Source organism: Pseudomonas japonica (genome assembly GCF_013522925.1).
GTDB lineage: Bacteria > Pseudomonadota > Gammaproteobacteria > Pseudomonadales > Pseudomonadaceae > Aquipseudomonas > Aquipseudomonas japonica_A.
The window spans coordinates 31,844-55,440 of record NZ_JAAMQU010000013.1 but is presented as its reverse complement, the minus strand read 5'-3'; the positions used below and the strand labels follow the sequence as shown (position 1 = coordinate 55,440).

Here is a 23,597-nt window from a genome sequence, read left to right as displayed (position 1 = left end):
GCAAAGCCCGCGCCACTGCGCTGTGGCCGCCTGTTTCAGGGGTTTCCAGCCTTCGCAGCGCAGCGGTTGTACTGGTTGTGACACGGCCAGGTGACAACGTTGTGCCATATTCGATACACCCGAGGCGCGCATTGGCTGCGGCGTTGCATTGCCGGCAGGGCTGGAGGATGCTGATGCTCCCCCGGCAAGGGAGTACAACAACAATGCACAGCGATCCATCCAACCGCCATGTGCGGCACGTCATCAGCGCTGCCCGAAGCCTGGCCCAGTCACCGGGGCCGGCCGCCGAGTTGGCGGTCACCCGTTCGTGGTTGCGCTGCCTGGATGACTACAAGCTGGACCCTGCCACCCTGGCCGCGCCTTGCGTAGTAGAGCACAGCCGTGTGCTCGACGGTCGCGAGCGCCTTCGGCAGGTGCTTGGCGTGGCAGACGGTGAGATGAATGACCTGCACCGGCAACTCGGGGGCGCCGGGCACGCGGTGTTACTCACCGATGCCAGTGGTGTGATCCTCAGCTGTGTGACGGCTAGCCCGGAGCGTCGGGTATTCGAGCAGGCTGGCTTGTGGCTGGGTGCGGATTGGAGTGAGGCCTGCGAAGGCACCAATGGCATCGGTACCTGCCTGGTGGAACGCCAGCCCTTGACCATCCACGGTAACGAACACTTCCGCAGCCGCCACACCGGGCTTACCTGCTCTGCCAGCCCGGTGTTCGATCCCAGTGGCGAGTTGCTGGCGGTGCTGGACGTTTCTGCGGTGGCCGATGGCAGTCGGCAGAGCCAGTTTCACACCGTAGCCTTGGTAAACCTTACGGCGCGGAGCATCGAGAACGCCTACTTCCTGCGCCAATACCAAAACCAGTGGCTGCTGCGGTTGCAAGTGCGACCGGGGCCGGCCGGTGCATTTTCGGATGGGCTACTAGCGTTTGGCGAAGACGGCCGGATAAGGGCGGCGAACCAGAGCGCGATAAAGCTGCTTGGGCAGGCCGGGCTAAAAGGGCGAACGCTGCACGAATTGTTCGACTGCACAGAGGCGGCTTTCTTCGACCGCTCCCGACACGCCACTTCGGCAACCTGGCCATTACGCTGCCGCGACGGCAGGGCGTTGTTCGCGTCTGTCTCCGGCGCGCCCGCCCCGCTATCAAGGGCGACATCGGCGCGCGCGCCGGCTGTGAACGCCAGGGCCGCCATGCCTGCCCAGGCTGGCCCTTGCCTCGAAGACCCTGCCCTTGCCGAGGCGTTTCGCCGGGCCTGCCGGGTTGTGGAGCGCGACGTGCCGCTGCTGCTCAGCGGCGAAACAGGCTCGGGCAAAGAGGCCTTCGCAAGGGCTGTACACTCGGCGAGCAGCCGTGCCAGCCAGCCGTTCGTGGCGCTCAATTGTGCATCCATTCCCGAAGGTTTGATCGAGAGCGAGCTGTTCGGCTATCGCCCCGGCAGTTTCACCGGCGCGAGCAAGGAGGGGCAGCGGGGCAAGTTACGGCAGGCACACGGCGGCACCCTGTTGCTGGACGAAATCGGCGACATGCCGCTTGGCCTGCAGACCCGCTTGTTGCGGGTGCTGGAAGCCAGAGAAGTGGAGCCCATCGGCGGTGAGCCAGAGGCACTGGATGTGTGCATCATCAGCGCAAGCCATCGGAACCTGCTGGAGCGTGTAAGGGAAGGTACCTTCCGTGAAGACCTCTATTACCGGTTGGCCGGCCTGACCATTGATTTGCCGCCCCTGCGCGACCGTACCGACAAATCGCAACTGCTCGATCACTTGCTGGCGGTGGAAGCGCCGGATGGCGATATCTGGCTGAGCGCCGACGCTCGCGCATGCCTGCTCGCCCATTCCTGGCCGGGCAACGTACGGCAATTGCGAACAGTGTTGCGAACGCTGGCTGCCTTGGCGGACGGCGGGGTGATCGACCTCCAAGCACTGCCTGTAGAGTTCAGGCGTGAACCGAGCGTGGCAGCGGCGCCATTGGCCGACGCCGAGCGGGAGGCCCTGCTGACAGCGCTCAAGGTGCAACAATGGCATGTGACCCGTACCGCCGAGGCGCTTGGCCTCAGCCGCAACACGCTGTATCGCAAGATGCGCCGTCACGGCTTGGCCCGGGATCACTGATACCCGCTTCGCCGCGGGTGAAATTCTTCTTGGCCTGGGCTACCCTGCCTCGACGTTTTTCGAGGTCGATCATGCATATCCACATTCTTGGCATCTGCGGTACTTTCATGGGCTCGCTGGCGGTTCTCGCCAAGGAATCGGGGCACCGGGTAACCGGCTCCGACGCCAATGTATACCCACCCATGAGCACGCAGCTTCAAGCCCAGGGCATCGAGCTGACCCAAGGGTATGACCCCGCTCAGTTGGACCCAGCCCCAGACCTGGTGGTGATCGGCAACGCGTTGTCGCGCGGCAACCCTGCCGTGGAATATGTGCTGAACAAAGGCTTGCCGTACGTCTCCGGGCCGCAATGGCTGGCCGATCACGTGCTGCAAGGGCGGTGGGTGCTCGCGGTCGCGGGCACTCACGGCAAAACCACCACAAGCAGCATGCTCGCATGGGTGCTGGAGCATGCAGGCATGGCGCCAGGGTTCCTGATCGGCGGCATTCCGCAGAATTTCGAGGTGTCCGCGCGGCTGGGCGACACGCCCTTTTTCGTCGTAGAGGCGGACGAATATGACAGCGCGTTCTTCGACAAGCGCTCCAAGTTCGTTCACTACCGCCCTCGTACCGCCATCCTGAACAATCTTGAATTCGATCATGCTGACATCTTCCCTGACCTGGCAGCGATCGAGCGGCAGTTTCATCACTTGGTGCGGACTATTCCAGGCGAGGGGCTGATCATCCATCCACGGAGCGAAACGGCGTTGGCACGCGTGGTGGAAATGGGCTGCTGGACACCGGTGCAAACCACCGGCGACGGCGGGCAATGGCAGGCCCGGCTATTGGCCGAGGACGGCTCCCGGTTTGAAGTAATGTTCGATGGAAACGCCGAAGGCGTGGTGGAATGGCCGCTCACCGGGCAGCATAACGTGGCCAACGCCCTGGCATGCCTGGCGGCAGCGCGGCACGTAGGCGTGGTACCGGCGCTGGGGATTGAAGCGCTGTCCCGTTTCCGCAACGTGAAGCGCCGCATGGAAGTTGTGGCCGAAGTAAAGGGTATTACGGTGTATGACGACTTCGCCCACCATCCCACCGCCATTGCTACTACCTTGGACGGTTTGCGCAAGCGCGTAGGGTCCGCCCCCGTCATTGCCATCGTCGAGCCGCGCTCCAATTCCATGAAGCTGGGTGCTCACCGCGACGGGCTGCCAGCCAGTGTCGCTCAGGCGGACCAAGTGATCTGGTATGCGCCGCCAAACCTGGGTTGGGACCTGGCGGCTACCGCGGCCCAGTGCACGGTATCGAGCACCGTAGCCGATAACCTCGACGCGATCATCGCTCAGGTAAAAGCCCAGGCCACGCCCGGCACGCATGTGGTGATCATGAGCAACGGCGGTTTCGGCGGCCTTCATGGCAAACTGGCTGAGGCGTTGAAATGAGTGGCCCGGAACGTATTACCCTGGCAATGACCGGCGCGTCAGGCGCCCAATACGGCCTGCGGCTGCTGGATTGCCTGGTGCGCGAAGATCGCGAGGTGCATTTCCTGATTTCCAAAGCGGCGCAGTTGGTACTCGCCACGGAAACAGACGTTACCCTGCCGGCCAAGCCCCAGGCGATGCAGGCATTCCTTACCGAATACACCGGTGCCAGTGCTGGCCAGGTGAAGGTTTACGGCAAGGAAGACTGGATGGCCCCGGTAGCGTCTGGCTCCGGAGCGCCCGGCGCCATGGTGGTGGTGCCATGCTCTACCGGCACGCTGTCGGCCATCGCCACCGGCGCCTGCAACAACCTGATCGAACGCGCCGCAGACGTTACCCTGAAGGAACGCCGCCCGTTGATCCTGGTGCCTCGCGAAGCACCGTATTCCACGCTGCACTTGGAAAACATGCTCAAACTGTCCCGGATCGGCGCGATCATCGTGCCGGCTTCTCCAGGCTTTTATCATCAGCCGCAGACCATCGATGACTTGGTGGACTTCGTGGTGGCGCGCATTCTCAACCTGCTGGACATCCCCCAGGACATGCTCCCACGCTGGGGCGAGTACCACGTGGGCAATGATGAATAAAACCTGGCTGTTATTGATGCTGGCGCTGGCCACCGGTTGCGCCAGCGTCAAGACCCTGGACGCCGCCAAGCCCGGCGCGCCGTTGGTGTATGCCGGTACGCGACTGGACCTGTATGCACTGAACGGCGGCTGCTGCGCAATGGACCGCTTTGGCACGGAGCCGCCGGCCTGGCCTGCCGCTGATTTGCCCGCCAGCGCCCTGCTGGATACAGTGCTGTTGCCGTTTTCTCTGCTGGCAACGCTAGGGATCGGCTACCAGGCCCAGGGCGGGCTGTAACCTCGCCCCCGCCTATCGGCCCAGCTTGCGCAGCTCGTCCGATTCCACCACCCGAACGCCGTTGTCTTCCTCCAGCGCCAGCCGCCACAGGGCGCGGGCCAGGTGGCAGGCTTCGATCCCATGGTATTTACCCGGAATAAGCCGGGAGAGCGGGGCGGCGATCTGTTCCGCCAGGCGGGGTTCGCTACGGTTGCCGATCAGGATCGAAGGGCGTGCCAAGGTCAGTTGTGGCCAGTCCTGCTCTCTGAGCGCCAGCTCCAGCTCACCCTTCACGCGGCTGTAGAACACGGACGACGTTGGGTCCGCATCGATGGCGCTAACCACCAGCAGGTGGCGGGCGCCGAGCTCACGGGCCCGCTGAGCGAATGCGATCACAAGGTCGTGATCAATCGCTCGGAACGCTTCCTGCGAGCCCGCTTGCTTGATGGTCGTGCCCAGGCACGAGAACGCGATATCCACCGGCCCTTCAAGGGTAGGTAGCAAAGCGCCCAGTTCGCCCACCGGGTTCTCCAGCCGGGCATGCTCTGCCAGCGGGCGACGGGTTGGCGCCAGTACCCGGCTCACCGTTGGCTCGTTCAATAGCCGATCCAGCAAATGCTCACCCGTAAGGCCGGTGGCACCCGCCATAAGGATATTTTGCGGTGTGAGGTACATGGTGCCTCCTGCGCTATCAGTGGCTGGCGGCCGGTTGCGATGGCGTGCCATGGTCGGCGCCGCTATGAAGCGCGGCGCTGGCCTGTTGCTGGCGTAACCGGTGCCAGTGGGTCAGAACGCCCTTGGGCGCCCACATCTGGGGCTCCGAGGGTTCGAAATTCTCGGCCTGCTCGCGTTGCGCCACGATGGCGCTGGCCTGATCGAAAGCCGCTTGCAGGTCATCGGTTTCGGTCAAGGCCTGGGCGAACAACGCATCGCCGAAGTAGGTGAAATCGGCCTCCTCGGAACAGCCGAAGGACACTCGGTCTGGCCGGGAGGCGGTGATCACCAAGGTGTGCTCGTTTTTCAGCGGCTCAATGAACCCCCCGGAATAACAGGCAGACACCACGACGATCTTGTCCCTGTCTTTCAAAGGGGCCATCAACACGGCGAGGTCCTGGGCAGAAAGGTCACCCAGTTGCAGCCGGGGTTGCTCCAGCACCAACTCATGCTCCGGCGTGCCGTGGCTGGTGAGGTAAATGAACACCAGGTCTTCCGGGCCGCTGCGTTGGGCAATGGTTTGCACTGCACGGGCCAAGGTTTCCCGGGTGGCCATCACCCGGTCCACCATGTGGTCCCGGTGGTTCACAAGCGTTAATCCACCTACCGCGCCAAAGCGGCTGGCCAGCAGGTCATGCACATAATCCGCTTCCCGCATGAACACGCTTTGTTCCCCATCGCCGCCCACCGTCAAACTATAGAGCTCAACGGTGGGGCTGGAGTTCGGCACCCGCGCGAGGGCACGTTCCAGCAGGCCGCCCTGGGCGAGCATTCCTTGTTCCAGCGGGTCGGGCAGGGCACGGTCATGCTCATCACGTACGCGCCGGCCTTCCAGCCAGTAGCCTTCCTGGCGGTTGCCGTTCGCGAGCACCAAAATGCCCTTGCCTTGATAGGCGTCATTGACGAAGCCCCCGGTGTAGAGGCTGCCGTCCGCGGAAGCCAGCTGGCCCTCGCCATGGAAGTGCCAGTCGGCAAACTCGCCCTGGTAATGGCTACCGTCGTTGGCGAAGAGATCCCCCGGCCCGTTGGGTGCACCCTCCTTGAACTGGCCGATCCACACATCCCCTGCCTGGGTTTCATAACGGCCACGGCCCTCTAGGCGCCCATGGTGAAAGTCGCCGATGTACTGGTCCCCGTCGCCGTTGCTGAAGGTGCCGTGCCCTTCCAGTTGGCCGTCCACGAAGTGCCCGCTGAACTGGTTACCGTCGGCGTCGGTACGCACACCTTCACCATTGGGCTGGCCACGTTCGAAATCGCCCTGATAGGTGCTGCCATCATCCAGGTCGAGATGGCCTGCGCCGGCATACTGGTCATTCAGGAAGCCGCCGCGGTAGCTACGCCCCGGCTCTTTCAAAAATCCTTCACCTTCGCGCTTGCCCCGCTTGAAGGCGCCTGTATACGTGGTTGCGCCCGTGGTCAGTGTGCCTTGGCCATCGAACAACCCTTGGCTGAATTCGCCGCGATAGATTTCACCGTTCGGCCCATGCCATTCACCGGCGCCGTTCCACTGGCCATCCTTGAAGGTGCCGGCGTACCAGCTGCCGTTGGGGTAATCCACCCGGCCCTGGCCCTGAAGCACACCATCCACAACATCCCCCCGGTATTGCCCGCCGTCGGGCAGGCGGGCGTCGGCAGGCAGCAGCGGTTTACCTTCGCCGCAAGCGGCAAGGAACAGGCACAGGGCAAGTGGAACGAGTGAGCGCATGACAGGGTCCGGGCAATCGAAGCGCCGAGTATGCCGCACAAGCCGTTGTCGCATATAGCCTTAGCCGCCCTTACACGCGCCTGCTCAGACGAAACACAGGGAAAGCGGCTCGGCTACATACGCAGGCTTCTCCTGGCCTTCGATCTCCAGCGTGGCCCGGGCGCGTAGCAGCCATTGGCCCGGTCGCTTCTCGCTGGCCTCTACCAGCGCAAGGCGCAAGCGCACGCGGGAATTCACCGGCACCGGCTGCATGAAGCGCACCGCTTCAAGCCCATAGTTGACGACCATCTTCAGGCCTTCCGGCAGCACCATGATGCCCTCCAGCAGATGCGGGATCAGCGACAGGGTGAGAAAGCCGTGGGCGATCGTGGTGCCGAAGGGGGTAGCGGCGGCGCGGACGGGGTCGGTGTGGATGAACTGGTGGTCGCCCGTTGCTTCGGCGAACAGATCGATCCGGGCCTGGTCGATAGTCAGCCAGTCGGAGCAGCCCAGCTCCTGGCCAATATGGTCCGCCAGACGGTCGGCGGGTACGTAGCGCATGGTTGAATCCCGAAGGCAAGACAGGGTTGGCAACCACCGCAGCTCATCATGCGGTCGTTGGCACGGTCAAGCGAAGGCTGGCCCAATCCACTCCATGAATACCCGATGCCGTGGCTATAATGCCCGCCGAATCACGGGCTGCCGAATAACGGAGAGAGCGATGTTGTTGAGAGGGCTGACCTGGCTGATCGTATTCCAGTTGTTTGGCACGGCTATCCACGAATTGTTCCTGCCCTTGCTGCCCGGGCCAGTCATTGGCTTGTTGTGCCTGTTGGGGTGGCTGATCTACCAGGGCGAAGTACCGGAGCCGGTCGAGCTGGCGGCCTCCAGCCTGCTGCGCTACCTGCCATTGCTGCTGGTGCCGCCGGCCGTGGGTGTAATGGTCTACGCGTCGCTGATCGCTCAACACTTCTGGGCCATTATCGGCGCGCTTGGTATTTCCGTCGTCGCCTCGCTGGGGCTTACAGGCTGGCTGATGAACCGGCTGATCGCGGCCAAGGCGCGACGCGCTGAGCGAGGCCTTGGCCATGATGCTTGATTGGCAGGGCGCGGCCACGGCCGTCACCCACCATCCCTTGTTCGGGATGGGCGTTACCCTTGCGGCTTACCAGCTGGCGATGGCGCTCTACGAGCGGACGCGGCTGGTGTTTCTGCAACCGGTGCTGCTGTCCATGGTGATGGTGGTGGCGGTGCTGCTGCTCTGTGGCTTGAGTTATGCCCAGTACCGGCAAGGTACTGAGATCTTCGCCACCTTGCTGGGCCCGGCCACTGTGGCCCTGGCGGTGCCGCTTTTCCTTAATCTGCGGCGCATTCGCCAATTGCTCTGGCCCACGCTTGTCACGCTTGTGGTGGGTGGCGTGGTGGCAACGGCTTCCGGCGTATGGCTGGGGTGGTGCTTCGGGGCGGATCACGAAACCCTCATGACCATGGCGCCGAAGTCCGCTACATCGCCCATCGCAATGCTGGTAGCCGACCAGATTGGCGGGGTACCCGCCCTCGCGGCGGTGTTCGTTCTGACCACCGGGGTGATCGGCGGGATCTTCGGGCCGGGAATTCTTCGGCTATTGAAGGTCGAAGCACCCGAAGCCCGCGGCATGGCGCTGGGGCTTACATCCCATGCGGTCGGCACGTCGGTGGCCCTGCAGGAAGGCGAAACCTGTGGCGGGTTCGCCGCGCTGGGCATGAGCTTGATGGGTTTGGCCACGGCGGTATTCCTGCCCCTGGCCGTTAGCCTGTTCGTATAGAGGAAAGCCTGATGACGCTGCCGTTATTTCCGCTCAACACCGTATTGTTTCCGGGGTGTACGCTCGACCTGCAGATTTTTGAAGCGCGTTACCTGGACATGATCGGCCGGTGCATGAAGCAAGGCGAAGGCTTTGGCATCGTGTGCATCCTGGAGGGCAGGGAGGTTGGCGAAGCGGCCAGCGCCCATGCTGAAATCGGCTGTGAGGCCCGGGTGCTGGACTTCCAGCGCCAGGACAACGGCCTGCTGGGCATCCGTATCGAAGGCGGACGCCGCTTTCAGGTAGAAAGCGTTGAGGTGCAGCGGGACCAATTGATCCTGGCGCAGGTGAGTTGGCTGCAGGAGCACCCCGATGTGCCGCTGCAGGGAGAGGACGAAGACCTGCTCGCGCTATTGTCCGCGCTGGCCGACCACCCACTCGTGGCTGCGCTGGACCTCGGTGGCACGCCTACCGGGCGGCAGGGCCTGGCCAACCGCCTGGCGTACCTGCTGCCGTTCGACGAACGGGACAAGCTCGACCTGCTTGAGATGACCGACCCTACCATTCGCCTGGCGATGGTCCAGGAGCTGCTCGAGCGGATGCAGGGTGACCTTCAGGCGTGACCGGCGCTGCGCTTGCGAGCCAATGGCTCAGTACGCATAGCGTGCCAGGGCATTGGCGAGGTCATGCCAGGTAAACCAGGCAAACAGCAGCAGGCATGGCACCAGCAGCAGCACCCAGGTGCGCCAGCCCAAAGGCTCGAGGCGGTGCACCCGTAGTGTGATGGCCAGCCCTGCGGCGCACACGAACACCGCCAGCAGGGCGCCCGCCAGTACGTCGGTCGGCCAGTGGGCACCCAGGTACACCCGCGACAATGCGATCGACAAAGCGGGAATGCACGCCATCAATACCCAGGTGAGGCGCATGCGCGGCGGTTGCCCACGGCTGGCCAGTACCGCCAGTACCAGGAAGAACGCAAACGACGCGGAGCTGTGCCCACTGGGCATGCTGTAGGTACTCAGGGGGGTGCTGAGCACCTCTGGCCGCGTGCGTGCAAACAGCCACTTCAGCGTGCCATTGCCCAGCGCCGTGCACAGCAGCACGCCGCCGGCAAAGAGTGCATGCCGCCAGTGCCGGGCCACCAGCAGCAGGCTGGTGAGCAGCACGCCTACGCAGAGCTGGGTGCGGAAATCCCCCAGGCGAGTGACCGCCACCACGATACGGTCGAGCAGTTCGCTGCGGTGCTCCTGCACCAGCGTGACCAGGCCCTCATCGAAATGAGTCAGGTAAGGCCAGCCCAAAAACACCGAAAGCATGAGTACGAAGCTTGCCGCGCTGGTGACGACCGTGGCGCTGGGCTGCCGACGCAGGCTGCTGTTCACCGCCAGGCCAATAAGCACCAGCAGGCCGATCACTACCACCGCCGCCTGCGGCCAGAAGCCCGGCGGTAGCGGCAAGCGTACGGCGGCGCCGGTCATCCAGCCAGGCAGCAGGTACGCCACGGACCACCCTGCGGCCGCCACCAGGCTTACCAGAATGAACCGCGGCAGTGGCATTTCGAGCATGCCCGCGACCATCGGCAGCATGGGGCGCAACGGGCCGATGAAGCGGCCTACCAGCAAGCTCGCCACGCCGTACCGTTGAATGAACGTCTCGGCGCCGCCCAGCCACTGAGGGTGGCTGCGCAGGCCGGGCAAGCGCCGGATGTTCTCGTGCATGCCACGGCCGATGGCATAGGACAACCCGTCCCCCAACAGCCCGCCGGCGTAACCGAGCAGCAAAGTGTCACCCAGGCCGAGCGCGCCACCCCCGGCCAGCGCCGAGACTGCGAACAGCGCGACAGTGCCCGGCACTATAAGCCCGGCCACGGCCAGGCATTCGATACAAGCCACGATAAAAATCGTCGCTCCCAGCCACTGGGGGTTGGCGCCCAGCCATTGGTTCAGTTCGGCCAGCCAGGCGTGCATGGTCAGTGTCCTTGAGTAATCAGCTGATAGTCGCGACCTTCGACTTGCCCCCGCCGCAGCGGGTTCCGGGTACAGAAGCGAGCGTATTGGGCGTCCACGAAGCGGTAGGGCAAATGCTCGTCCCGGCCAAGGGGGATTCCCAGGCGCGTGGTCTGGACCACCACCGGTACCTGGTTACCGACGTCTTCCACGTAAAGGCCCTGAGGATCGAACCGCCGCGCGTTCCACATGGGAACCTTCAGCCCCAAGGCCCGGCATAGCAAGGTTTGCCCCGCGCATAACCGTTCGGGTGGCCGGGGCTGGCCGCTGGCATCGGGATTGTTGAGGGTCATGCGTGCAAGCGCGTTTTCATCGCTGATGTCATCCACCCAGGGAAAACCCGATTTGATCAGTACAGCGTTGCCGGGGCCATGGGCACTGAGGTTCAGCGAGTCACCGCCCCGGGCGTAGTACATGTAAATGTGACCGCCATCGAGAAACATGGCCCTGCGGCTTTCGGTGTAGCCCAGGGAGGAATGGCTGCCTTTTTCAGCCTGATAGTAAGCCTCGGTCTCGATGATGCGTGCGGCCAGCCAGTGATCGCCCTGGCGATGACGGATGACCTTGCCCAGCAGCTCGCGGGCTACAAGCTGTGCATCGCGGTCGAAGAATGAGTCGGGCAAAGGAGCGTGAGAGGGCATATCACCAATACGGCCGATGGAATGAACCCAGATGATAGCAAGCCCGTGGGAAAGGTTTCAGCGCCCCGAGGGCGGTTGTTTGTAACCATCTGCCCGGCGCCGCTGTTAGTCGCTATCCGTCGCAGCTATAATCAGCGGCTTTCCTCTTTTCCAAGCCGTGGAATCATGACTGAGCCCGTCCTCGACTACATGCAACGCCTCGGGCACGCCGCGCGCGACGCTGCGCGGGTCATCGCGCGCGCGAGCACCCGCCAGAAGAACCAGGCCCTGCTCGCTACCGCCGACGCGCTGCACGCCGCTCGCGAGTCGCTGGCCACGGCCAATCAGCTGGATCTGGACGCCGCCCGTGCCAGTGGGCTGGAACCCGCGCTGGTCGATCGCCTCGCGCTCACGCCGGCCCGCATCGACGGCATGATCGCCGGGTTGCGCCAGGTCGCGGCGCTGCCCGACCCGGTCGGCGCCATTCGTGACATGAGCTATCGGCCATCGGGCATACAGGTCGGCAAGATGCGCGTGCCGCTGGGTGTGGTGGGGATCATCTACGAATCCCGCCCCAACGTGACCATCGATGCCGCCAGCCTGTGCCTGAAGTCGGGCAACGCGACCATTCTGCGCGGCGGCTCCGAAGCCATCCATTCCAACCGGGCCATCGCCGCTTGCGTCAGCCAGGGGCTGGAGGCTGCCGGGCTTCCCGCGGCAGTGGTGCAGGTAGTGGAAACCACCGACCGCGCCGCCGTCGGCGCGCTCATCACCATGCCCGAGTACGTGGACATCATCGTGCCCCGTGGCGGCCGCGGCCTGATCGAGCGTATCAGCCGCGACGCCCGTGTGCCGGTCATCAAGCACCTGGACGGCATCTGCCATGTGTATGTTGCTGCCCACGCCGACCTGGCCAAAGCGCAGCGCATCGCCTTCAACGCCAAGACGTACCGTTATGGCATCTGTGGCGCGATGGAAACGTTGCTGGTGGATGCCACCGTGGCTGCCGCGTTTCTCCCGGCCATGGCCGCGCAATTGCGCGAAGAGGGTGTGGAGCTGCGTGGCTGCGAGCGTACCCGCGCCCTGATCGACGCACTGCCTGCCACCGAACAGGACTGGCAAACCGAATACCTGGCGCCCATTCTTTCAATTCGGGTCGTCAACGGGCTGGATCAGGCCATCGAGCATATCAACCACTACGGTTCGCACCACACCGATGCCATTGTCACCGAGCACCAGGGCGAATCCCGCCGGTTCATGGCCGAGGTGGATTCGGCGTCGGTCATGCTCAACGCGCCAACCTGCTTTGCCGACGGCTTCGAATATGGCCTTGGCGCAGAAATCGGCATTTCCACGGATAAGCTGCATGCCCGTGGCCCGGTTGGCCTCGAAGGGCTCACCTGCGAAAAATACGTAGTGATTGGCGATGGCCAGTTGCGTGGCGAGTCGAACGCCCATTGAGTGACAAGGCACAGGGCGCAAGCCCCCGCCGGATCGGGTTGCTGGGAGGCACGTTCGATCCGGTGCATATCGGCCATCTGCGCAGTGCGCTCGAGGTGGCCGACATGCTGGTGCTGAGCGAGTTGAGGCTGGTGCCCAATGCTCGCCCACCGCACCGCGGCCGGCCTCAGGTCAGCCCCGAGCAACGGCTGGCCATGGTGCAACAGGCGGTGCAGGGTGTCGCTACGCTTCAGGTGGATGGTCGAGAGCTGCTGCGTGAGCGGCCGTCCTATACCATCGAAACCCTGGAAGCCGTGCGCGCCGAACTTGCCACCGGTGATCAGCTGTTTCTGCTGGTGGGCTGGGATGCCTTTTGCGGGCTACCGGGCTGGCACCGCTGGGAGGAGCTGCTCTGGCACTGCCACATCATTGTGTTGCAGCGCCCGGACGCCGACAGCGAACCGCCCGACGCCTTGCGTAACCTGCTGGGCGCCCGCGCGGTCAGCTCCCCATCCGGCCTCAAGGGCCCGGCGGGAAGCATTGCTTTCGTCTGGCAGACACCCCTGGCGGTGTCCGCTACCCAGATCCGTCAGCTGCTGGCCAGCGGCAAGTCGGTTCGTTATCTGGTGCCAGACGCGGTATTGGCCTACATCGAGGCGCACGGGCTGTACCGTGCGCCCAATTGACCGGGCAGCGACGGAATACTCCGCGCCCCGACCACACGAGTTGATGAGTTTTATATGAAGAAGCACACAATGAAGAGCGAAGACCTGGTCCAGTTGGCGACCGCCGCGCTGGAAGACATCAAGGCCCAGGACATCCTCAGCATCGATGTGAAGGACAAGACCAGCATTACCGATTACATGCTGATCGCGACCGGTACCTCCAACCGCCACGTCAATTCCATGGTCGAGCACGTCCGGGAAAAGGTGAAGGCGCAAGGTGTTCAGCCGTTGAGCGAAGAAGGCAAGGGCGACAGCGACTGGGTGCTGCTGGACCTCGGCGATGTGGTAGTGCATGTCATGACTTCGGCAGCCCGCCAGTTCTATGACCTGGAGCGCCTGTGGCAAGGTGCCGAGCAAAGCCGCGCCCAGCACGCGCCCGACCCGCACGCTGCCGACCAGGAATAAGTACCGCTGTGCGTCTGCGTCTGATCGCGGTCGGCTCGCGCATGCCGAAATGGGTGGAAGAGGGATGGCAGGAGTACGCTCGGCGCTTGCCGGCGGAACTGCCGCTTGAGCTGGTGGAAATTCCGCTCAATACCCGCGGCAAGAATGCCGATGTGGCTCGCCTGATCCGTCAGGAAGGCGAAGCGATGCTGGCCAAGGTTCAGCCTGGCGAACGCGTGGTTACCCTGGAAGTGCACGGCAAGCCCTGGAGCACCGAGCAGCTGGCTACCGAACTGGACCGCTGGCGCCTGGATGCGCGCACCGTGAACTTCATGGTGGGCGGGCCCGAGGGGTTGGCGCCCGAGGTGTGCGCAAGGGCGGACCAACGCTGGTCGTTGTCGGCGCTTACCCTGCCGCATCCGCTGGTGCGCATTCTGATCGGCGAGCAGGTCTATCGGGCGTGGACGGTATTGTCCGGCCATCCCTACCATAAATAAGCCTTACAAAGCCCTCTTCGATGTCCCAGCCGATCCGCCTCAAGGACCACGAAAAAGACGCCCGCCTTGTGCGTGGGCGCGTGGTCGTGGGCGCAGTAGCGGTGGTGGTGCTGATTGCCGTGCTGGTGGCGCGGCTGTATTTCCTGCAGGTGGTGCAGTACGAGTACCACTCCACCTTGTCAGAGAACAACCGCGTCCACGTACAGCCGATCCCGCCAAGCCGGGGCCTGATCTACGACCGTAATGGGGTGATCATTGCCAACAACCGGCCCAGCTTCAACCTGAGCGTGACCCGCGAACGCGCCGGGGATTGGGAAGGCATTCTCGACCTGATCGTGGAAGTACTGGAGCTTACCCCGGAAGACCGTACGCTGTTCGAGAAGCGTATGCGGCAGGGCCGGCGGCCGTTCGAGCCGGTGCCTGTGATGCAGGAACTGACCGAAGAGCAGATTGCGCGCATTGCGGTGAACCAGTTCCGCCTGCCTGGCGTGGAGGTAGTCGCCCAGCTCACCCGGCATTATCCCCAGGGGGCGCATTTTGCACACTCCGTGGGGTACATGGGGCGCATCAACGAGAAAGAGCTCAAGGTGCTCGATCCGGTCAATTACAGCGGCACCCATCAGATCGGCAAAACCGGTATAGAGCGGTTCTACGAACCCGAGCTGCATGGGCAGGTAGGTTATGAAGAGGTAGAAACCAACGCCCGGGGGCGGGTGCTGCGGGTGCTCAAGCGCACCGACCCCGTGCCCGGCAAGGACATCGTGCTCACGCTGGATATCCAGCTGCAAGAGGCTGCCGAGGCGGCGCTCGGCGGGCGCCGCGGGGCCATCGTCGCGCTGGACCCGAGCAATGGCGAAGTGCTCGCCATGGTCAGCCAGCCCAGTTTCGATCCTAACCTGTTCGTCACTGGCATTCCGTTCAAGACCTACGCCGAGCTGCGCGACTCCATCGACCGCCCGCTGTTCAACCGCGTGCTGCGAGGCCTTTACCCGCCCGGCTCGACCATCAAGCCTGCGGTGGCCATCGCCGGGCTCGACAGCGGCGTGATCACACCTTCCAGCCGCGTGTTCGATCCCGGCTATTACACCCTGCCCAACTATGACCACAAGTACCGTAACTGGAACCGCAGCGGTGACGGCTTCGTCGACCTCGACACCGCGATCATGCGCTCCAACGACACCTATTTTTATGACCTGGCGCACAAGCTGGGCATCGACCGCCTGGGCGACTATTTGTCTCGCTTCGGCATAGGCCAAAAGGTTTCCCTGGACATGTTCGAAGAATCGCCCGGGCTCATGCCTTCGCGTGAATGGAAACGCATCACCCGCCGGCAGGCGTGGTTCCCCGGTGAAACCCTCATTCTGGGGATCGGCCAAGGCTACATGCAGGCCACGCCGTTGCAACTTGCCCAGGCGACCGCGTTGATCGCCAACAAGGGCCGCTGGAACCGGCCGCACCTGGCGCGGACTATCGAGAATCAGCCGCCGAAAGATCCTTCACCCATGCCCGATATCGTACTGCGGGACCCGAGCGACTGGGCACGCGTTACACACGGAATGGAGCAAGTAATGCAGGGCGCCCGGGGTACCGCGCGCAAGGCGGCGATAGGCTCGGTGTACCGCATCGCCGGCAAGAGCGGTACCGCTCAGGTGGTCGCGATCCGCCAGGGCGAGCGCTATGACCGCAACAAACTCCAGGAACGGCATCGCGACCACGCACTGTTCGTGGGCTTCGCGCCAGCAGACAACCCGAAAATCGTTGTGGCCGTGATGGTGGAAAATGGCGAGTCGGGCTCTGGCGTGGCGGCCCCGGTGGTACGCCAGGTAATGGACGCCTGGCTGCTGGGCCCGGACGGTCGGCTGAAACCGCAGTACGCCAGCGCGTCGGCACCTGAGGTAACCGCCCGTGAAGAATAATTTCGACCGTATTCTGTCCAGCGAAGACGTGATGCGCCGCCGCGCCACCTTCCTGCAGCGTATCCACGTGGATGGCCCCTTGCTGATCCTGCTGCTCACCTTGGCCAGCGGCAGCCTGTTCGTGCTGTATTCAGCCAGCGGGAAAAGCTGGGACCTGCTGATCAAGCAGGCCACATCCTTCGGGATCGGCCTTGTGTCCATGTTCGTCATCGCCCAACTGGAGCCCAGGTTCATGGCGCGATGGGTGCCACTCGCCTATGTGATCGGGGTGGTGCTACTGGTGGTGGTAGACGTAATGGGCCATAACGCCATGGGAGCCACACGCTGGATCAACATTCCGGGGGTGATACGCTTTCAGCCCTCGGAGTTCATGAAAATCATCATGCCGGCAACCATTGCCTGGTACCTCTCCAAGCGAACCCTGCCGCCGCACCTTAAACATGTTGCAATCAGCCTCGCCTTGATTGGCGTGCCATTCGTGCTTATTGTGCGCCAGCCCGACCTGGGCACCTCCTTGCTGATCCTTGCTTCGGGTGCGTTCGTGCTGTTCATGGCCGGCCTGCGGTGGCGCTGGATACTCAGCGTGATTGCAGCCGCGGTGCCCGTTGCAGTCGCCATGTGGTTCTTCATCATGCACGACTACCAGAAGCAGCGGATTCTCACGTTCCTCGATCCCGAAAGCGATCCGCTGGGTACGGGCTGGAACATCATCCAGTCCAAGGCCGCGATCGGCTCGGGCGGGGTGTTTGGCAAGGGGTGGCTGCTGGGTACCCAGTCGCACCTGGATTTTTTGCCTGAAAGCCACACGGACTTTATCATCGCGGTCCTCGGCGAAGAGTTCGGCCTTGTGGGCATCTGTGCCTTGCTGCTGATCTATCTGCTGCTCATTGGCCGTGGGCTGGTGATCACCGCTCAGGCGCAAACCCTCTACGGCAAGCTGCTGGCGGGTAGCCTGACAATGACGTTCTTCGTTTATGTGTTCGTGAACATCGGCATGGTAAGCGGCCTTCTTCCAGTGGTTGGCGTGCCCTTGCCCTTCATTAGTTACGGCGGAACTTCGCTCGTGACGCTACTGTCAGCGTTTGGGGTTTTGATGTCGATCCATACCCATCGCAAGTGGATCGCTCAGGTTTGAATAAGGTGAAGATTTCAATGCAAGCAATGCGCGGCTGGGTCGCTCGATACGCTCCTTGGGTCGGCCTGGCTGGCATCCTTGGTACGCCCGCCTCGTCTGTGGCAGGTGACTACGAAGGGTCGCCGCAGGTGGCGGAGTTCGTAGGCGAGATGACCCGGGACTATGGCTTTGCCGGTGAGCAACTGATGGGTGTGTTCCGCGAAGTGGAGCGCAAGCAGGCAATCCTCGACGCCATTTCCAGGCCCGCCGAGCGCGTGAAACCCTGGAAAGACTATCGCCCTATCTTCATCACCGATGCCCGTATCGCCCGGGGCGTGGACTTCTGGCGCCAACACGAAGCCGCGCTGGCCCGCGCCGAGCAGGAATACGGCGTGCCCGCCCAGGTGATCGTTGCGATCATCGGCGTGGAAACCTTCTTCGGCCGTAACACCGGCAACTACCGAGTGATCGATGCGTTGTCCACCCTGGGCTTCGACTATCCTCCACGCGCCGACTTCTTCCGCAAGGAGCTGCGCGAGTTCCTGCTGTTGGCCCGTGACGAACAGGTCGACCCCATGACACTCAAGGGTTCGTATGCCGGAGCGATGGGCCTGCCGCAGTTCATGCCCAGCAGCTTCCGCGCCTACGCCGTGGATTTCGACGGTGACGGCCACATCAATATCTGGAGCGATCCCACCGACGCTATCGGCAGCGTGGCCAGCTATTTCTCCCGGCATGGCTGGGTGGCCGGCGAGCCTGTGGTCAGCCGCGCCGACGTACGAGGCGCTCGTGCCGATGAAGGGCTGAGCCCTGGCCTGGACCCTACGAAAACCGTTGGAGAGTTGCGAGGGTTGGGCTGGTCGAGTCATGATGCGCTCCGCGATGACTTGCCAGTCGTTGCGTTCAAGCTGGATGGAGAGGCCGGGCCGGAGTACTGGATGGGCCTGAAGAACTTCTACGTCATCACGCGCTACAACCGCAGCGCGATGTACGCGATGGCGGTTCACCAACTGTCGCAAATGCTGGTTCAAGCACGGGGCACCAAGTAATGCGGGCTTTGCCGTTTCGCACATCACTGAAACTGGCGCTCTATGGAGCGGTGGCATTGCTGGTGGCCAGCTGCTCCAGCAGCCGTTCGCCCGAGCCTACCTATACGGTGCGTGCGCAACCTGGCCTGGACATCAACCGTGCCCACAAGGACGGCGCCCCCTGGTGGGACGTGGATGTTTCCCGTATTCCCGATGCGATTCCTACGCTGCATACCGGGCCGTACAAGGCCAACCCTTATACCGTGCTGGGCAAGACCTACTTCCCGATACCGGATGCCAGCAACTATGTGGCCGTAGGCACGGCGTCCTGGTATGGCACCAAGTTTCACGGGCAGAACACCGCCAATGGTGAGGTGTACGACCTCTACGGCATGAGCGCGGCCCACAAAACGCTGCCGCTGCCCAGCTACGTGCGTGTGACCAACCTGGACAACAACCGCAGCGTGATCCTGCGCGTGAACGACCGCGGGCCGTTCTATTCTGATCGCATCATCGACCTGTCCTACGCCGCGGCGAAAAAGCTTGGCTATGCCGAAACCGGTACCGCCCGGGTGAAGGTAGAAGGCATCGACCCACAGCAATGGTGGGCCCAGCGCGGCCGGCCGGCGCCCATGGTGCTGCAGCAGCCAGCGGTACAAGTGGCCCAGGCGCGCCCGGCGCTTACCCCGGCCACCGGCACCATCGAACAATACACCCCGCCACCGCAGCAACACGCCTCGGCGGCTGCTCCGGTCGCAATCGACCCAAAAAAAAACGCTTCTGCGCAGGCAACTGGCCTCTATCTCCAGGTGGGAGCCTTCGCCAACCCGGACGCTGCCGAGCTGCTACGGTCGAAGCTGAGTACCATGGTCAAGGCCCCGGCCTTTACCAGCCCTACGGTTCGCAACCAGCAAACGCTCTATCGCGTTCGGCTGGGGCCGATCGGAACCCAGGATGAAGCCCAGCAGGTGCAGAACAGCATTCGCCTGGCCAACCTCGGCTCGCCGAGCATGGTCACGGCGGACTGACCCGCCACCTGTATCGCTTCATGCTCCCTGCGAGCGTGCGCCATGGACGGCACCCACGTAAGCCCTGACAAGGCTTTGAAAAGATTTGCCCACAGGGCCTGTGCCATCAGTAATCTCGAGAGACGGATGAACATCACCAACTTTGCCAAACGCCTGTGCCTGCTTGTTCCCTTGCTGCTTTCCCCCACCGCGTGGGCTGCCGACCAGATGGTACCTGCCGCGCCTCAACTGGCGGCGCGCGCCTATGTGCTGATGGAGGCGTCCAGCGGCAACGTTCTGATCGACAGCAATGGCGATGAGCGGCTGCCTCCGGCCAGCCTGACCAAATTGATGTCGGCTTATATCGCTACGCTGGAAATTCGCCGCGGGCAAATCGGCGAGAACGATCTGGTGACCGTAAGCGAGAACGCCTGGCGCACCGGCGGTTCGCGGATGTTCATCAAGGTGGGGTCGCAGGTGACCGTGAGTGACTTGCTCCACGGGATCATCATCCAGTCGGGCAACGACGCTACCGTCGCCCTGGCCGAGCACATCGCGGGCAGCGAAGATGCCTTCGCCGACATGATGAACGCCACGGCCAAGAAGCTGGGCATGGACAACAGCCACTTCATGAACCCGACCGGCCTGCCGAACCCGGATCACTACGCCTCGGCGCATGACATGGCCATCCTGGCCCGCGCGATCATTCATGAAGACCCTGCTCACTACGCGATCTACTCGCAGAAAGAGTTCTTCTGGAACAACATCAAGCAACCTAACCGTAACCTGCTGCTGTGGCGCGACAAGACCGTGGACGGTCTGAAAACCGGCCATACCCAGGAAGCCGGCTATTGCATGGTGGCTTCGGCGGTACGCGACGGCACCCGCCTGATCGCAGTGGTGTTCGGTACCAACAGTGAGCAGGCCCGGGCGGCCGAGACCCAGAAGCTCTTGACGTACGGTTTCCGCTTCTTCGAAACCCAGACTTTCTACAAGGCAGGCACCGAGTTGAACAAGGCGCCGGTCTGGAAAGGCACCACCAATGAAGTGAAGGCTGGCCTGGCCGAAGACCTCACCATGACCCTGCCACGCGGCCAGTTGAAGAACCTGCAAGCGAGCATGACCATGAACCCGCAGCTCACCGCGCCTATCGAAAAAGGCCAGGTGATCGGCAAGGTGGAAGTGAAGAACGGCGACAAGGTAGTTGAAACCAAGGACCTGATTGCCCTGGACTCAGTCGAGGAGGGTGGCATCTTCCGTCGGTTGTGGGATAGCATTCGTCTATTCTTCTACGGCTTGTTCAACTGACGAACCGTCGGTTACCCCTCCCCAGCCTCCGGCTGCGGGAGGGGTAGCTTTTTTCCACGGCTTGATGAGGCCGTCACTGCCATGACAGACACAGATGTAAAGTCTCATATCATTGAGTTTCCTTGCCCCGACTACCCGATCAAGGTGATCGGCGACACCGTCGTGGGGTTCAAGGATGCGGTCATCGAGATCCTCGCCAAATATGCCAAGGTGGACATAAAAACCCTGGCGGAGCGGCAAAGCAGCAATGGCAAGTACACCACGGTGCAGTTGCATATCATTGCTACCGGCCAGGAGCAGCTGCGCGACATCAACAGCGCGTTGCGGGCCACCGGCTTCGTGCACATGGTGCTTTGATGCCCGGTTGCCTGGGCTTTCGCGAGCTCGGCCTGAAACCCTACCAGCCCGTGTGGCAGGCGATGCGCCGGGTCACTGACGAAGCCCGCGAGCGTAATGTGGGTGACGAGGTGTGGCTGGTGCAACACCCGCCGGTGTTCACACAGGGGCAGGCTGGCAAGGCCGAGCATCTGTTGCTGCCGGGGGATATCCCGGTGGTGCAGGTCGACCGTGGAGGCCAGGTGACCTACCACGGCCCCGGCCAGCTGGTCGCCTACCTGTTGCTTGACCTGCGCGAGCGGGGCTTCGGGGTGCGAGAACTCGTTACCCGGATCGAAAACGCGCTTGTGGCGTTGCTCCACAGTTACGGTGTAACCGCCGCGGCGAAGCCGGACGCGCCCGGTGTGTATGTGAACGGGGCGAAGATTGCCTCGCTGGGGTTGCGCATCCGCCACGGTCGTTCGTTCCATGGCCTGGCGCTGAACGTTGACATGGACCTGCGCCCCTTCCAGAGAATCAACCCGTGCGGCTACGCCGGCCTTGCCATGACGCAACTGGCCGACCATGCGCCCGGTGCAGAACTTTCCGAGGTAAGTGCCCGGCTGCGCGCGCAGCTCGTCGAACACCTCGATTATGCTGAGCAGACGACCCTCACGGGCGGAATCGACTGATATGACTACTGCGCAAGACACCGTCGCCAGCCCAGAGGCCGCGATTCAAAAGGCTTCGGCGCCGAAAAAGGTAGAGGCGGGCGTGAAGCTGCGAGGCGCCGACAAGGTGGCCCGCATCCCGGTGAAGATCATCCCCACCGAAGAACTTCCAAAAAAACCGGACTGGATTCGCGTACGCATTCCTGTCTCGCCGGAAGTCGACCGTATCAAGCAACTGCTGCGCAAGCACAAGCTGCACAGCGTGTGCGAAGAAGCTTCGTGCCCGAACCTGGGTGAATGTTTCTCCGGCGGCACCGCCACCTTCATGATCATGGGTGACATCTGTACCCGCCGCTGCCCCTTCTGCGATGTGGGCCACGGCCGGCCAAAGCCATTGGATATGGACGAACCTCATAACCTGGCCGTCGCCATTGCCGACCTGCGCCTGAAGTATGTGGTAATCACCTCGGTGGACCGCGATGACCTTCGCGATGGCGGTGCACAGCATTTCGCTGACTGCCTGCGCGAAATCCGCAAGCTCTCTCCAGGTATCCAGCTGGAAACCCTCGTGCCTGACTATCGCGGCCGCATGGACGTTGCGCTGGACATCACCGCGCAGGAACCGCCAGACGTGTTCAACCACAACCTGGAAACCGTACCGCGCCTTTATCGCGCCGCCCGCCCGGGTTCGGACTACGAGTGGTCCCTGGACCTGCTGCAGAAGTTCAAGCAGCGCGTGCCCACGGTACCGACCAAATCCGGCCTGATGCTTGGCCTGGGCGAGACGGACGAGGAAGTGATCGAAGTCATGCACAAGATGCGCGAGCATGACATCGACATGTTGACGCTTGGCCAGTACCTGCAGCCTTCCCGCAGCCACTTGCCAGTGCAGCGTTTCGTGCACCCGGACACCTTTGCCTGGTTCGCCGAGGAAGGGTACCGCCTGGGCTTCAAGAACGTGGCTTCCGGGCCGTTGGTACGCTCTTCGTACCATGCGGACCAGCAAGCTCACGAGGCGAAGATCAAGCTTTGACCGGTGCCCTTGGCCAGCCGGTACCGGCGCTGCTCCCCGGCGATTGCCTGGGGCTGATCGCACCGGCCGGCCCTGCAGAGTTCGACCACGGCGCCGCCCATGCCTGGGCGGAGCGCCATGGTTACCGCCTCAAGATCTTTCCTGGCGTACCCCAGGCCACGGGTTACCTCGCTGGCAGCGATGCCGTGCGGCTCGACGACCTGCATGCAGCCTTTGTCGACCCCGACATTGCGGCAATCCTCTGCGTTCGCGGGGGGTATGGCAGCCCTCGCTTGCTCGACCAGATTGATTACTCCCTGATCGCGAACAACCCCAAACCGTTCGTGGGGTACAGTGACCTTACCGCCCTGCACCAGGCGATTCTGCTCGAAACCGGCTGTATCACCTTCCATGGCCCCATGATGCGCCCGGACCTGCTTACCCCCCGCCTGGCACCGACTGAAACACTGCTGCTGCAGATGCTGCGGGGCGAACTGGGGGAGGGGGATTGCATTCATCACCCGCTGGACTGGCCTTTGACCACGCTGCACCCCGGCGTGGCCGAGGGCCGCTTGGTGGGTGGCAACCTCACAATGATCGGCGCTTCGCTAGGCACGCCCTGGCCGATCGATACCGACGGCGCGGTGCTGTTTATCGAAGACGTGAACGAGCCGCTGTTCCGCATCGACCGCACGCTGAACCAACTGCGGCTGGCGGGCAAGTTCGTTGGGCTGCGCGGTGTGCTGCTGGGCGATGTGGCCAAGATCGAGCTTGGCCCGCTGTTCGAGTTGGTAAAGGCGACCTTTGCCGAACTGGAGATACCGATACTGGCTGGCTGGCGCAGTGGCCATTGCAATCCCAACCTCACCCTGCCCCTGGGGGCACGGGTGGTGCTGGATGCCGATAGCCAGCGGCTTACCCTGGCCCAATCGATCACCCGCTAACCTCCACATTCAAGCTCCGGGGA

At 63.1% G+C, this 23,597-nt stretch carries 25 protein-coding genes; 20 read left to right on the top strand and 5 right to left on the bottom strand.

Annotated elements, in window-relative coordinates; genetic code table 11:
• Positions 1-203: 203 nt before the first annotated feature.
• The 4 genes from G7016_RS19855 to G7016_RS19840 all read left to right on the top strand — a co-directional run bounded on the left by G7016_RS19855 (position 204) and on the right by G7016_RS19840 (position 4,426).
• A complete protein-coding gene (locus G7016_RS19855) occupies positions 204-2,102 on the top strand; it encodes a sigma-54-dependent Fis family transcriptional regulator (protein ID WP_181117445.1) in 1,899 nt (632 codons plus the stop codon).
• 71 nt (positions 2,103-2,173) lie between these two features.
• A complete protein-coding gene (gene mpl / locus G7016_RS19850) occupies positions 2,174-3,523 on the top strand; it encodes a UDP-N-acetylmuramate:L-alanyl-gamma-D-glutamyl-meso-diaminopimelate ligase (RefSeq protein ID WP_181117444.1) in 1,350 nt (449 codons plus the stop codon).
• The gene (ubiX, locus tag G7016_RS19845; RefSeq protein WP_181117443.1) at positions 3,520-4,149 is read left to right on the top strand and encodes a flavin prenyltransferase UbiX; all 630 of its coding nucleotides are present in this window, start codon (positions 3,520-3,522) and stop codon (positions 4,147-4,149) included. Before mpl ends, ubiX begins: the two co-directional genes overlap by 4 nt.
• Positions 4,142-4,426, top strand: a complete 285-nt coding sequence (locus tag G7016_RS19840; RefSeq protein ID WP_181117442.1) for a YceK/YidQ family lipoprotein — start codon at positions 4,142-4,144, stop codon at positions 4,424-4,426. Before ubiX ends, G7016_RS19840 begins: the two co-directional genes overlap by 8 nt.
• Before the next feature lie 12 nt (positions 4,427-4,438).
• On the opposite strand, the gene G7016_RS19835 is transcribed toward G7016_RS19840, so the two are convergent.
• From G7016_RS19835 to G7016_RS19825, 3 genes are all read right to left on the bottom strand, one after another.
• A complete protein-coding gene (locus G7016_RS19835) occupies positions 4,439-5,080 on the bottom strand; it encodes an oxidoreductase (RefSeq protein ID WP_181117441.1) in 642 nt (213 codons plus the stop codon).
• A gap of 16 nt (positions 5,081-5,096) precedes the next feature.
• The gene (locus G7016_RS19830; protein ID WP_181117440.1) at positions 5,097-6,824 is read right to left on the bottom strand and encodes a C13 family peptidase; all 1,728 of its coding nucleotides are present in this window, start codon (positions 6,822-6,824) and stop codon (positions 5,097-5,099) included.
• Between the two features lie 84 nt (positions 6,825-6,908).
• Positions 6,909-7,364 (bottom strand): MaoC family dehydratase, encoded by a 456-nt coding sequence (locus tag G7016_RS19825; protein ID WP_181117439.1) that lies wholly within the window; start codon positions 7,362-7,364, stop codon positions 6,909-6,911.
• A 160-nt stretch (positions 7,365-7,524) separates the two neighbouring features.
• Between G7016_RS19825 and G7016_RS19820 the strand changes: the two genes are divergently transcribed.
• The 3 genes from G7016_RS19820 to G7016_RS19810 are packed head-to-tail and all read left to right on the top strand — an operon-like array spanning position 7,525 to position 9,210.
• Positions 7,525-7,902, top strand: a complete 378-nt coding sequence (locus tag G7016_RS19820; RefSeq protein WP_181117438.1) for a CidA/LrgA family protein — start codon at positions 7,525-7,527, stop codon at positions 7,900-7,902.
• Entirely contained in the window at positions 7,892-8,608 is a 717-nt protein-coding gene (locus tag G7016_RS19815) for an LrgB family protein (RefSeq protein WP_181117437.1), read from the top strand. Before G7016_RS19820 ends, G7016_RS19815 begins: the two co-directional genes overlap by 11 nt.
• Positions 8,609-8,619: 11 nt before the next feature.
• The gene (locus G7016_RS19810) at positions 8,620-9,210 is read left to right on the top strand and encodes an LON peptidase substrate-binding domain-containing protein (RefSeq protein WP_181117436.1); all 591 of its coding nucleotides are present in this window, start codon (positions 8,620-8,622) and stop codon (positions 9,208-9,210) included.
• A 27-nt stretch (positions 9,211-9,237) separates the two neighbouring features.
• Here G7016_RS19810 and G7016_RS19805 read toward each other — a convergent pair whose 3' ends face one another.
• Both G7016_RS19805 and G7016_RS19800 read right to left on the bottom strand, forming a co-directional pair.
• On the bottom strand, positions 9,238-10,554 hold the full coding sequence (locus G7016_RS19805) for a bifunctional DedA family/phosphatase PAP2 family protein (RefSeq protein WP_181117435.1): 1,317 nt from the start codon (positions 10,552-10,554) through the stop codon (positions 9,238-9,240).
• 2 nt (positions 10,555-10,556) lie between these two features.
• Positions 10,557-11,234 (bottom strand): DNA-3-methyladenine glycosylase, encoded by a 678-nt coding sequence (locus G7016_RS19800; protein ID WP_181117434.1) that lies wholly within the window; start codon positions 11,232-11,234, stop codon positions 10,557-10,559.
• A gap of 165 nt (positions 11,235-11,399) precedes the next feature.
• On the opposite strand from G7016_RS19800, the gene G7016_RS19795 reads away from it, so the two are divergent.
• From G7016_RS19795 to G7016_RS19735, 13 genes are all read left to right on the top strand, one after another.
• The gene (locus G7016_RS19795) at positions 11,400-12,674 is read left to right on the top strand and encodes a glutamate-5-semialdehyde dehydrogenase (protein WP_181117433.1); all 1,275 of its coding nucleotides are present in this window, start codon (positions 11,400-11,402) and stop codon (positions 12,672-12,674) included.
• The gene (gene nadD, locus G7016_RS19790; RefSeq protein ID WP_181117432.1) at positions 12,671-13,339 is read left to right on the top strand and encodes a nicotinate-nucleotide adenylyltransferase; all 669 of its coding nucleotides are present in this window, start codon (positions 12,671-12,673) and stop codon (positions 13,337-13,339) included. Before G7016_RS19795 ends, nadD begins: the two co-directional genes overlap by 4 nt.
• Before the next feature lie 54 nt (positions 13,340-13,393).
• Positions 13,394-13,783: a ribosome silencing factor gene (gene rsfS / locus G7016_RS19785; RefSeq protein ID WP_181117431.1), complete on the top strand. Its 390-nt coding sequence runs from the start codon at positions 13,394-13,396 to the stop codon at positions 13,781-13,783.
• An 8-nt stretch (positions 13,784-13,791) separates the two neighbouring features.
• Entirely contained in the window at positions 13,792-14,259 is a 468-nt protein-coding gene (gene rlmH / locus G7016_RS19780) for a 23S rRNA (pseudouridine(1915)-N(3))-methyltransferase RlmH (protein ID WP_181117430.1), read from the top strand.
• Positions 14,260-14,279: 20 nt separating this feature from the next.
• Complete coding sequence (mrdA, locus tag G7016_RS19775) at positions 14,280-16,175, top strand: penicillin-binding protein 2 (RefSeq protein ID WP_181117429.1); 1,896 nt, start codon at positions 14,280-14,282, stop codon at positions 16,173-16,175.
• Between the two features lie 31 nt (positions 16,176-16,206).
• Positions 16,207-17,310, top strand: a complete 1,104-nt coding sequence (gene rodA / locus G7016_RS19770; protein WP_181117556.1) for a rod shape-determining protein RodA — start codon at positions 16,207-16,209, stop codon at positions 17,308-17,310.
• A gap of 17 nt (positions 17,311-17,327) precedes the next feature.
• Positions 17,328-18,338 (top strand): lytic murein transglycosylase B, encoded by a 1,011-nt coding sequence (gene mltB / locus G7016_RS19765; protein ID WP_181117428.1) that lies wholly within the window; start codon positions 17,328-17,330, stop codon positions 18,336-18,338.
• Positions 18,338-19,345 (top strand): septal ring lytic transglycosylase RlpA family protein, encoded by a 1,008-nt coding sequence (locus tag G7016_RS19760; protein WP_181117427.1) that lies wholly within the window; start codon positions 18,338-18,340, stop codon positions 19,343-19,345. The genes mltB and G7016_RS19760 overlap by 1 nt, the downstream gene beginning before the upstream one ends.
• Before the next feature lie 126 nt (positions 19,346-19,471).
• Positions 19,472-20,632, top strand: coding sequence for a D-alanyl-D-alanine carboxypeptidase family protein (locus G7016_RS19755; protein ID WP_181117426.1), 1,161 nt, complete (start codon positions 19,472-19,474; stop codon positions 20,630-20,632).
• A gap of 81 nt (positions 20,633-20,713) precedes the next feature.
• On the top strand, positions 20,714-20,989 hold the full coding sequence (locus G7016_RS19750; RefSeq protein ID WP_181117425.1) for a DUF493 domain-containing protein: 276 nt from the start codon (positions 20,714-20,716) through the stop codon (positions 20,987-20,989).
• Positions 20,989-21,639 carry a lipoyl(octanoyl) transferase LipB gene (gene lipB / locus G7016_RS19745; RefSeq protein WP_181117424.1) on the top strand — a complete coding sequence of 217 codons (651 nt, stop codon included), beginning with the start codon at positions 20,989-20,991 and terminating at the stop codon, positions 21,637-21,639. The genes G7016_RS19750 and lipB overlap by 1 nt, the downstream gene beginning before the upstream one ends.
• Position 21,640: 1 nt before the next feature.
• The gene (lipA, locus tag G7016_RS19740) at positions 21,641-22,651 is read left to right on the top strand and encodes a lipoyl synthase (protein WP_181117423.1); all 1,011 of its coding nucleotides are present in this window, start codon (positions 21,641-21,643) and stop codon (positions 22,649-22,651) included.
• The gene (locus G7016_RS19735; protein ID WP_181117422.1) at positions 22,648-23,574 is read left to right on the top strand and encodes a S66 peptidase family protein; all 927 of its coding nucleotides are present in this window, start codon (positions 22,648-22,650) and stop codon (positions 23,572-23,574) included. The genes lipA and G7016_RS19735 overlap by 4 nt, the downstream gene beginning before the upstream one ends.
• Positions 23,575-23,597: the final 23 nt, after the last annotated feature.